This window comes from Micromonospora sp. NBC_00330, assembly GCF_036136635.1.
In the GTDB taxonomy this organism is placed as follows: Bacteria; Actinomycetota; Actinomycetes; order Mycobacteriales; family Micromonosporaceae; genus Micromonospora; species Micromonospora salmantinae.
Genome location: NZ_CP108012.1, coordinates 852511 through 862005, shown reverse-complemented (window position 1 = coordinate 862005; position 9495 = coordinate 852511). Strand labels below are relative to the sequence as shown.

Sequence of the window (9495 nt, the reverse complement as noted above, 5' to 3'; positions counted from 1 at the left end):
CTGAACGGGGGATCGCGCTCCGCCGGCAACGGCGCTGGCGTAGCGCGATCAGGGGACGATCCGCTCCCGCGCCCCGCTCCGGCTCAGCGGACCAGGGCCGCCATCAGCCGGTCCAGCTCGGCCGCCGGGTCGACGGTGAGACCGGTGTGCACCGGCCCCGTCTGGATCATCGTGCTGCGCGGCGCGGCCAACCAGTGGAACCGCTCACCGAGGCGCATCCGGGTCGCCGGCCCGTCACCGGAGCAGGTCCGGTCCCAGGAGTCGAGCACCGCGGCCACCGCCGGCAGGTCGACGTCGGGCGCCAGCGCCCGGACCCGGTCGGCGTCCAGGTGCGTCCGCGCGGCCAGGAAGTCGCGCTGCTGGCAGTAGAGCAACACCCCGACGTTGATCTGCTCACCGCGCTCAATGCGGGGCACGAGCCGGATCAGCGCGTACTCGAAGGGTTGCCTCATGCCCCGCTCCCCGATGGCAGCCAGTCGGCCGTGCGGGCGACCCGGCGGGACAGGTGGTCCAGGTACGCGCCGCGCGCCGCGTCGGCCGTCTCGAAGTCGGCGGCGGTCAACCACTCCCCCGGCACCAGGGCCAGCACCTCGGTGAGCAGCTCCGGGGTGACCTGGGGGGCCAGCTCGGCGTCGGCCTCGGCCAGCCGCGACGCGTACGGCCCCAGCACGTGGTCCTCCGCGCGGTAGGCCCGGTGCACGGCGGCCTCGGCGCGCGGCCAGTTGTGGTGGAAGTACAGGGAGGCACCGTGGTCGATCAGCCACAGCTCCCGGTGCCAGACGAGCAGGTTCGGGTTGCGCCAGCTCCGGTCGACGTTCTCCACGTACGCGTCGAACCAGAGCACCCGGGAGGCCAGCGCCGGGTCGACGGGGTGCGCCACCGGGTCGAAGCCCAGCGCCCCGGGCAGGAAGTCCATCCCGAGGTTGGCGCCGCCGCTGTTGCGCAGCAGCTCCTGCACCTCCTGGTCGGGCTCGGCCCGCCCGATCACCGGGTCGATGTCGAGGACCACCAGCGGCGGCACCCGCAACCCCAGCCGACGCGCCAACTCACCGCAGATCACCTCGGCGATCAGCGCCTTGGGCCCCTGCCCGGCGCCTCGGAACTTCGCCACGTAGGTGCCCAGGTCGTCGGCCTCCACCACGCCCGGCAGCGACCCACCCTCGCGCAGCGGGGTGACGTAACGGATCGCGGTGACCTGGCGGAGCACGCCGCCCACCCTACTGTGGCCGGCCGGCACGGGTGGCGGGCCGGCCCAGACCGGCACGCGCGGGTCAGTCGAGCTTGTCGCGCAGCTTGTCGACCTGGGTCTGCAGGCGGTCCACCGCGTTCTCGTTGTTGACGAACGTGGTGATGCCCGCGGCCAGACCGAGCCCGATCAGCACGGCCAGGATGCTGAGCACCAGGCCGCCGATCGACACGCCACGACCGGTGACCCCGGGTCGGCGCGCCATCTTGAGGCCGACGATGCCGAGGATGATCCCGATGATGCCGAGCACCAACCCCAGCCAGGCGAGGATCGCCGTCAACACGCTGAACAGGGCAGCCACTCCGAACACCAGGGCGAAGGTCGCCGCGGCGCTCGTCTTCGCGCGGGTGTCCCCCCGATGGCCGCGGGATCCGGCCGTTACGCCGGCGCCCCGCGCCGGCTCGCTTGCGGCAGTCATGAGATTCCCTTCCGTACGCGCGGCGCGCGCACTTCCGGCGAGCCGCATTCCCCCGACGACCGCCGTTACGCCTCCCACCAGCAGAAGTGTCGGTGGTCGGCCCTAGGCTGGCCGCCCGGCCACGAAAAGGAGCGCCAGATGCCTGTCGACCTCAGCGCGGCCGACGCGTTGGCGCTGCGGATGACCAGCCTGCTGCTGCGCCCACACCCCAGCGCCCGACCCGGCACCGTCGCCGAGGTGGTCGAGTGGTTCGGCGCGATGCAGGCACAGGATCTGGCCAGCGGGCTGTGGTCGCTGGGCGCCCGGCTACCCGGTCGCGGCGTGGCCGACGTGCAGGCGGCGTTGGAGCGGCGTGAGGCGCTGCGCACCTGGCCGATGCGGGGCACCGTGCACCTCGTCCCGCCCGCCGACGCCCGCTGGATGCTGGAGCTGACCGGCGTACGATCCCTGGCCGGCGTGGCGACCCGGCGCGCGCAGCTCGGGCTCACCGATGCCGACGCGGACCGGGCGGTGGACGTCCTCGGCGCCGCGTTGGCCGGCGGCGGTCGACTCACCCGCGCGCAGTGCCTGGCCACCCTGCGGGCAGCCGGCCTGGGCACCGACGGGCAGCGTGGCTACCACCTGCTGTGGTACGCGAGCGTTCGCGGCGTGACCTGTGTGGCGCCGAACGTCGGCACCGAGCAGACCTTCGCCCTGCTCGACGAGTGGGCACCCACGTCCCACCGGCTGGAGCGGGACGAGGCGCTGGCAGTGCTCGCCCACCGCTACGTTCGCGGGCACGGCCCGGTCACCGACCGCGAGTTCGCCGGGTGGAGCGGCCTCACCCTGACCGACGCCCGGCGCGGCCTGGCCGCCGCCGACGACGCGCTGAGCACGGTACGCGTCGACGGCACTCCGATGTACGTCGACGCGGCAGTGGCCGCCGCGCCACGCGCCGCGCCGGACGACGTGTTGGCGCTGCCCGGCTTCGACGAGTATCTGCTCGGCTTCCGGGACCGCACGTTGATGCTCGACCCCGCCCACCAGGCGGCCGTCGTGCCGGGCAACAACGGCATCTTCCAGGCCACGGTGGTCCGCGCCGGTCGGGTGGTGGGCGTGTGGAAGCGCAAGGTCGGGCGTAGCGCGGTCACCGTGACGATCCAGCCGCTCACGACGCTCGACGTCGCCGCGCGGGCCCGGGTGGAGCAGGCGCTCGGGCGTTACGCCGACTTCCTCGGGCTGCCGCCCCGCTTCGACTGGCTGACCTGACCCGGCGGCGGTTACCGCTGCGGGGGCGCCGGGTCGGCCGGTCGTGGGCGGGCGGCGCTGAGCAGGTCGACGATCCGGGCCACCCGGGGGTCCGCGCGGATCTGCGCCACGTTGGCCGGCAGCGGCAGTCGCCAGTTCGGATACTCGTCCACGGTGCCCGGCATGTTGGGTTGGCGCACCTCGCCCAGCACGTCGTAGAGGGAGACGCCGACCAGCCGGGTCGGGCTGGCCGCGAGAGCGGCGTGCATCGCCACCACCACCTCGCCGTCGTCGGGCGTCGTCGCCGGTTCAGCCGACTCAGGCCCCGGCGTCGGCGCGGGCAGCAGGTTCTCGGCAGCCAACATCGTGAGCAGTCGGTCCCGATCGGCGGCGGCGCGAGCCCGCTCCACCGCCACGTCGGTGCCGAGCAGTTTCAACTCGTCGCGCACCCGCACGTGCTCACCGGTCAGGAAGCCCGGGGCGGTGGGCAGGTCGTGGGTGGAGATGGTGGCGAGGGCGTTGCGCGGCCACCGGGCCGGCGGGACGAAGTCACCGGCCTCGTCGCGGGCGAACCACAGCACTGTCGAGCCGAGCATGTTGCGCCCCCGCAACCCTCGGGTCACCGCCGGTTGGACAGTGCCGAGATCCTCACCGACCACCACCGCGCCGGCCCGGTGCGCCTCCAACGCGAGGATGCCGAGCATCGCCTCGGCGTCGTAGCGCACGTAGGTGCCCTCGGCCGCACCGCCGCCCGGCGGCACCCACCACAGTCGCCACAGACCGGCGACGTGGTCGACCCGCAGGCCACCGGCGTGCCGCAGGACGCGGCGCAGCATGTCCCGGTACGCGGCGTACCCGGTGGCGGCGAGCCGGTCCGGGCGCCACGCCGCGAGCCCCCAGTCCTGGCCGAGCTGGTTGAAGTCGTCCGGTGGCGCGCCGACCCGCACGCCCTGGGCCAGCACGTCGGCGAGCTGCCACCCGTCCGCGCCGCCCGGGTCGATGCCGACGGCCAGGTCGTGCACGACACCGACCGGCATCCCCGCCGAGCGGGCCGCCGCCGTGACGGCGTCGAGCTGCTCGTCGCAGAGGTGTTGCAGCCAGGCGTGGAAGCTGACCCGGTCGGCGAGGCGCCGACGCTGCTCGGCGACCGCCGGAGCGTCCGGGTGGTGCAGCTCCGCCGGCCAGGCCCGCCAGTCGTTGCCGTGCCGCTCGGCGAGCGCGCACCAGGTGGCGAAGCTGGTCAGCGCCGGGTCCGCGGCAAGGTCCACCGGCTGGGCGTACGGGTGCAGCAGCTCCAGGGCGCGTCGCTTGGCGGCCCACACCTCGTCATAGTCGATCAGGGCCCCCCGGTCGGGACGCAACGCGTCGACCACCGCACGGGTGGCCGGGTCGGCCGCCCGGTATGCGGCGGTGTCGCTGACCCGCAGGTAGAGCGGATTGACGAAGCGTCGGCTGGCCGGCGAATACGGTGAGGTGGCCACCGGGTGCGCCGGCCCGACGGCGTGCAGCGGGTTGAGCAGCACCAGCCCCGCACCGGTGTCACCGGCCCACCCGGTGAACTCGGCGAGGTCACCGAGGTCGCCCATGCCCCAGGAACGCTCCGAGGTGAGCGCGTATAGCTGGAGCATCCACCCCCAGCTCGACGGTGGCACCGGCAGTCGGCGCGGCACCACCACCAGTGTCACCTCGCGGTCGGCGCAGGCCAGCCGGTGCCAACCCAGCGGCAGGTCCGCCGGCAGCTCACCGTCGACAGCGCGGCGGCCACCGTCCTCCAGGGTCACCACCCCGGGGCCGGGCAGCGCCCGGCTGCGCCCGTGGGTGAGCACGACCGTCTCCGGCAGGGCGTTCCGGTCGACAGCGCGGGCGGCGGCGAGCGCGTCGGCGATCGCCGACGGGCTGGTGGCGTCCACGCCGAGCAGCCCCAGCACTCCCACCACGGTCTCCGGTGCGACAGCGACGCGGCGGTGCCGCCAATCCTCGTACCAGGTGGAAACACCGTGCGCGTTGGCCAGCGCGGCCAATCGTCGGTTCATCCGTTCCCCCGCTTCACGACGCGACCTGCGACCACCTTGCCATGCCCACCCGAACACCGCAGGACACAGCCGCGCCGTGCCCCGCGCGCCGTGCCCCGCGCGCCGTGCCCCGCGCGCCCCGCCCCGCCCCCCGCCCTCGTCGATCTTGCACTTCCTGTCCCGACACAACTGGCAATCCATCCCATGTCGACAACCGAAAGTGCAAGATCGGCGCGAAATGGGCCGTCAGTCGGCGAGCGCGCCGGCGGCTCGACCCTCGTGCAGGGTCAGGTTGCGGCCGTTGGCCGGGTCGAACAGGTGGATCTTCTCCAGGTTGAACCAGACCCGCCGCGTCTGCCCCTCGGCGACCGGGGACTCGGCGGACAACCGGGTCACCAGGTTGCCGCCGGCGCCGGCGAAGTCGGCGGCGCCGGCGTCGGCGGCCAACTCCTCCAACTCAGCGGCGCTGGCCTTCTCCCCCTCGACGGTGAAGTAGACGTACTTGTCCGAGCCCATCGACTCGACGATGTCCACCGGCGCCTCGAACTCCATGCCCCGCCGACGGGTGTCGTCGTCGACCAGTTCGGCGTCCTCGAAGTGCTCGGGTCGGATGCCGAGGATCAGCTCACGGGGCGCGTCGGCCGCCTCCAGCTCCCGGCGGACCCGATCACCGATCGGCACCGTGCCCAGGGCGGTGTGCAGCTCGCCGTCCTGCACGGCGGCGTGCAGGAAGTTCATCGACGGCGAGCCGATGAACCCGGCCACGAAGAGGTTCTTCGGGTGGTCGTACAGCTCCTGTGGCGGTCCGACCTGTTGCACCGCGCCCCCGCGCATGATCACCACGCGGTCGCCGAGGGTCATCGCCTCCGTCTGGTCGTGGGTGACGTAGACGGTGGTGGTGCCGAGCTGCTTCTGCAGACGGGACACCACTGTGCGCATCTGCACCCGCAGCTTGGCGTCGAGGTTGGACAACGGCTCGTCCATCAGGAACGCCTTCGGCTGGCGGACGATCGCCCGGCCCATCGCCACCCGCTGACGCTGGCCACCGGAGAGGTTGGCCGGCTTGCGGTCCAGCAGCGAGGTCAGCTCCAGCACCTTCGCCGCCTCGTCGACCTTGCGGTCGATGGTCTCCTTGTCGAGCTTCGCCAGCCGCAGCGGGAACGCCATGTTCTCCCGCACCGTCATGTTCGGGTACAGCGCGTACGACTGGAACACCATGGCGATGTCCCGGTCCCGGGGGGCCTTGTCGTTGACCCGCTGCCCGGCGATGCGCAGCTCACCGGAGCTGATGTCCTCCAGCCCGGCGATCATGTTGAGGGTGGTGGACTTTCCGCAGCCCGAGGGCCCGACCAGGATCACGAACTCGCCGTCGGCGATCTCCAGGTCGACGTCCTGCACGGCGACGGTCCCGTCCGGGAAGCTCTTGCTCACCTTGTCCAGCACGATGTCAGCCATGACTACCCACCTATCCCTTTACCGCGCCGGAGGTCAGACCGGACACGATGCGACGCTGGAAGAAGAGAACGAACAGAATGATCGGCACGGTGATCACCACGGCGGCGGCGCAGATCGCCCCGGTCGGGTCCTCGAACTGCGACGCGCCGGTGAAGAACGACAACGCGGCCGGCACCGTGCGGGACCGCTCGGTCGAGGTCAGCGAGATGGCGAACAGGAAGTCGTTCCAGCAGAAGATGAAGACCAGGATCGCCGTGGTGAACAGCCCGGGCGCGGCCAGTGGCGCGATCACCCGCCGGAACGCCTGCCCCTGGGTGGCACCGTCCATCTTCGCGGCCTTCTCCAGATCCCACGGGATCTGCTTGAAGAACGCCGACAGCGTGTAGATCGCCAACGGCAGCGCGAAGGTGATGTACGGCAGGATCAGCCCCAGCCAGGTGTCGAAGATCTTGAGCTGACGCTCGATCTCGAACAGCGGCGACACCAGTGACACCTGCGGGAACATCGCGATCAGCAGGGAGACGCCGACCAGCAGCTTCTTACCGGGGAAGTCCAGTCGGCTGATCGCGTACGCGGCCATCGCGCCGAGCACCACAGCGACCAGCGTGGCGATCAGCGCGACGCCGATCGAGTTGACCAGCGCCCGGACGAACTGGTCGGTGTCGAAGATGGTCCGGTAGTTGTCCAGCGTCCATTCCCGGGGGATGAAGTTCCCGTCGGTGAGGGTGGCCGGCGTCTTGAACGACAGCGACGCGATCCACAGCACCGGGACCAGCGCGAAGACGACCACGAGGACGTCGAGCAGACCCCAGCGCAGCTTTGCCCTGGTAGTGGTTTCGACAGCCATGTCAGCGCCTCTCTCCGTCGTCGCTGCCCGGGGCAGCGGTGCCGAACACCTTCACGAAGACGAAGGCGATGATCGCCACGGTGATGAAGATCAGCACCGACATCGTCGAACCGATGCCGAGGTTGAGACCCCGGATCAGGTTGTTGTAGGCGAGCATCGACACCGACGACGTCTCGTTGCCTCCGGCGGTCAACACGAAAATGTTGTCGAAGACCCGGAACGCGTCCAGGGTGCGGAACAGCAACGCGACAAGGATCGCCGGCTTCATCACCGGCAGCATCACCTTGGTGAACTTCTGCCAGGCGGTCGCGCCGTCGGTGGAGGCCGCCTTGAGCAGGTCCTCGGGGACCAGCGCCAGGCCGGCCATCAGCAGCAGCGCCATGAACGGGGTGGTCTTCCAGATCTCCGCCAGCATGATGATCGCCAGGGAGCTGGCCCGTTCGGTGAGCGGCGCGCCGTCGCTGAACAGGTCGGCCAGGTAGCCGGTGCCGGGCGTCCAGGCGTACCGCCAGGAGAACGCGGCGACCACTGTGACGATCCCGTACGGGATCAGCGCCGAGGTCCGGACCAGGCCGCGGCCGATGATGGTGCGGTGCATGATGATCGCCAGGCCCATGCCGAGCACCAGCTCGACGGCGACGGTGACCACCGTGATCAGCATGGTCACCCCGAACGCGGTCCACCAGAACTCGTTGGTGAGCACCGTGACGTAGTTCTCCAGCCCGATGAACTCACGCTGGTCGGGGAAGCGCAGGTCGAAGCGCTGCAACGACAGCCAGACCGAGTAGATGATCGGGTACGCGGTCACCGCGATCATGACCAGCGCGGCCGGCGCGCAGAGCAGCAGACCGAGTCGGCGTTCGGCCTTCTTGTTCTCGCTCAACGGGGGCTTGCGACGGCCACCACGTTGCTTCGGTACGGCGGCGGGCCGGCGGGTCTCCTCGGCGGCGACGTCAGCACCGGTCGGCGTGGCGTTGATACTCACGGCAGGACCCCCTTGGACTGGAGGGCATCGGCGATGGCGCCGCGCAGCTCGTCGGCGGTCTGCTGCGCGCGGATCCCGGACGGCGGCGACAGGATCGCCGACATCACTGTGGAGATGCTCTGGTAGGCGGGGGTCAGCGGACGCGTCGCCGGCTCCTTCAACTCCTCCAGGATGGTGTCCTTCATCGGGTACGCCTCGGTCATCTCCGGGTCGTCGAAGACCGCCTCGATGGTCGGCGGCACACCGTCGTTGATGGCGGAGAACTTCTGGTGCTCGGCGCTGCGGATGCACCGGGCCGCCTCGAAGGACTGCTCCGGGTGCTTGGAGTAGGAGCTGACCGCCAGGTTGACCCCACCGATGGTGACCTTGCTGGGGGTGCCCTCGTCGATGCCCGGAATCCGAGCCCAGCCGACCTGCTTGGCCAACTCCGGGTTCGCCTCCTGAAGAGCCGGGTAGACGAACGGCCAGTTCACCTGGAACGCGCCCGCGCCGGACTGGAACTCCAGCCGGACCGGGTCCTCGGTGGCGTTGCTGAATGACGGCGAGGTCACGCCCGACGTGGCGAACTTCTTCAGCTGCTCCAACGCCCGGACCGTGCCCTCGTCCATCACGGCCTTCGTACCGTCGTCGTTGAGGATCTTCCCGCCGGCGCTTTCGGCCAGGGTGTTGTAGAGGACGACCAGACCCTCGTACTGCGCGCCCATGGTGAGCACCTGGTACGGCTTGCCCTGGTCCTTGAGCTGCTGGGCCGCGCTGATCATCTGGTCCCAGGTGGTCGGCGGCTGCGGCACCAGGTCCTTGCGGTACCAGAGCAACTGGACGTTGGTGTTCTTCGGCGCCGCGTACAACTTGTCCTCGTACCGGGCGGTGTCCAACGGCCCGGCGAGGGTGCCCTGCTCGACCTCGGCCTTGTCCTGGCCGGTCCACTCGCGGATCCAGTCGGCGCTGGCGAACTCCTGGGTCCAGGTGACGTCCAGCCCGAGCAGATCCATCCCGCTGTCCTCGGCGGCCAGCCGGCGCACCATCTGCACCCGCTGGTCGTCGGCCTGCCGGGGCAGCACCCGGTAGGCGATCTCGTACCGTCCCTGGGCCTGCGCGTTGCAGTCGTCGACGACCTTCTGCAGGTTCTGCTCGGGCGGGTAGTACAGGTTGATCGTCGGTGGGCCACCAGCGTCGTCCGCGCCGCACGCGGCCAGCGGCGCCACGAGTGCCAACGCGGCAGCCGCCGCGCCCAGCCGAACAACCGGCCGGCGTCGGTGTCGAGCCGTTTCGGGGTCCGTCATCGCCCTCCCCCTCTCCTCGGCG

General features: G+C 71.1%; 9 protein-coding genes. 1 reads left to right on the top strand and 8 read right to left on the bottom strand.

Features of this window, described 5'->3' with window-relative positions; genetic code table 11:
- Positions 1-83: 83 nt before the first annotated feature.
- The 3 genes from OG598_RS03975 to OG598_RS03965 all read right to left on the bottom strand — a co-directional run bounded on the left by OG598_RS03975 (position 84) and on the right by OG598_RS03965 (position 1664).
- On the bottom strand, positions 84-452 hold the full coding sequence (locus OG598_RS03975; protein ID WP_130402437.1) for a DUF3037 domain-containing protein: 369 nt from the start codon (positions 450-452) through the stop codon (positions 84-86).
- Entirely contained in the window at positions 449-1207 is a 759-nt protein-coding gene (locus tag OG598_RS03970) for a HipA family kinase (RefSeq protein WP_328653055.1), read from the bottom strand. Before OG598_RS03970 ends, OG598_RS03975 begins: the two co-directional genes overlap by 4 nt.
- Before the next feature lie 64 nt (positions 1208-1271).
- The gene (locus OG598_RS03965) at positions 1272-1664 is read right to left on the bottom strand and encodes a hypothetical protein (protein ID WP_328653054.1); all 393 of its coding nucleotides are present in this window, start codon (positions 1662-1664) and stop codon (positions 1272-1274) included.
- A 138-nt stretch (positions 1665-1802) separates the two neighbouring features.
- Between OG598_RS03965 and OG598_RS03960 the strand changes: the two genes are divergently transcribed.
- Positions 1803-2912, top strand: a complete 1110-nt coding sequence (locus tag OG598_RS03960; RefSeq protein WP_328653053.1) for a winged helix DNA-binding domain-containing protein — start codon at positions 1803-1805, stop codon at positions 2910-2912.
- Between the two features lie 11 nt (positions 2913-2923).
- Here the strand turns inward: OG598_RS03960 and malQ are convergent, their stop codons facing one another.
- The 5 genes from malQ to OG598_RS03935 form a co-directional block, all read right to left on the bottom strand.
- Positions 2924-4924, bottom strand: a complete 2001-nt coding sequence (malQ, locus tag OG598_RS03955; RefSeq protein WP_328653052.1) for a 4-alpha-glucanotransferase — start codon at positions 4922-4924, stop codon at positions 2924-2926.
- Between the two features lie 225 nt (positions 4925-5149).
- A complete protein-coding gene (locus OG598_RS03950; RefSeq protein ID WP_124858596.1) occupies positions 5150-6358 on the bottom strand; it encodes an ABC transporter ATP-binding protein in 1209 nt (402 codons plus the stop codon).
- Between the two features lie 10 nt (positions 6359-6368).
- The gene (locus tag OG598_RS03945) at positions 6369-7205 is read right to left on the bottom strand and encodes a carbohydrate ABC transporter permease (RefSeq protein WP_124816208.1); all 837 of its coding nucleotides are present in this window, start codon (positions 7203-7205) and stop codon (positions 6369-6371) included.
- 1 nt (position 7206) lies between these two features.
- Positions 7207-8190, bottom strand: coding sequence for a carbohydrate ABC transporter permease (locus tag OG598_RS03940; protein WP_328653051.1), 984 nt, complete (start codon positions 8188-8190; stop codon positions 7207-7209).
- Complete coding sequence (locus OG598_RS03935; protein ID WP_328653050.1) at positions 8187-9473, bottom strand: ABC transporter substrate-binding protein; 1287 nt, start codon at positions 9471-9473, stop codon at positions 8187-8189. The genes OG598_RS03940 and OG598_RS03935 overlap by 4 nt, the downstream gene beginning before the upstream one ends.
- Positions 9474-9495: the final 22 nt, after the last annotated feature.

What these genes read in the sequence shown, in the direction of transcription:
- OG598_RS03975 (WP_130402437.1), bottom strand. Translation starts at nt 452, where the DNA reads ATGAGGCAACCCTTCGAGTACGCGCTGATCCGGCTCGTGCCCCGCATT.
- OG598_RS03965 (WP_328653054.1), bottom strand. Translation starts at nt 1,664, where the DNA reads ATGACTGCCGCAAGCGAGCCGGCGCGGGGCGCCGGCGTAACGGCCGGA.
- OG598_RS03960 (WP_328653053.1), top strand. Translation starts at nt 1,803, where the DNA reads ATGCCTGTCGACCTCAGCGCGGCCGACGCGTTGGCGCTGCGGATGACC.
- malQ (WP_328653052.1), bottom strand. Translation starts at nt 4,924, where the DNA reads ATGAACCGACGATTGGCCGCGCTGGCCAACGCGCACGGTGTTTCCACC.
- OG598_RS03950 (WP_124858596.1), bottom strand. Translation starts at nt 6,358, where the DNA reads ATGGCTGACATCGTGCTGGACAAGGTGAGCAAGAGCTTCCCGGACGGG.
- OG598_RS03945 (WP_124816208.1), bottom strand. Translation starts at nt 7,205, where the DNA reads ATGGCTGTCGAAACCACTACCAGGGCAAAGCTGCGCTGGGGTCTGCTC.
- OG598_RS03935 (WP_328653050.1), bottom strand. Translation starts at nt 9,473, where the DNA reads ATGACGGACCCCGAAACGGCTCGACACCGACGCCGGCCGGTTGTTCGG.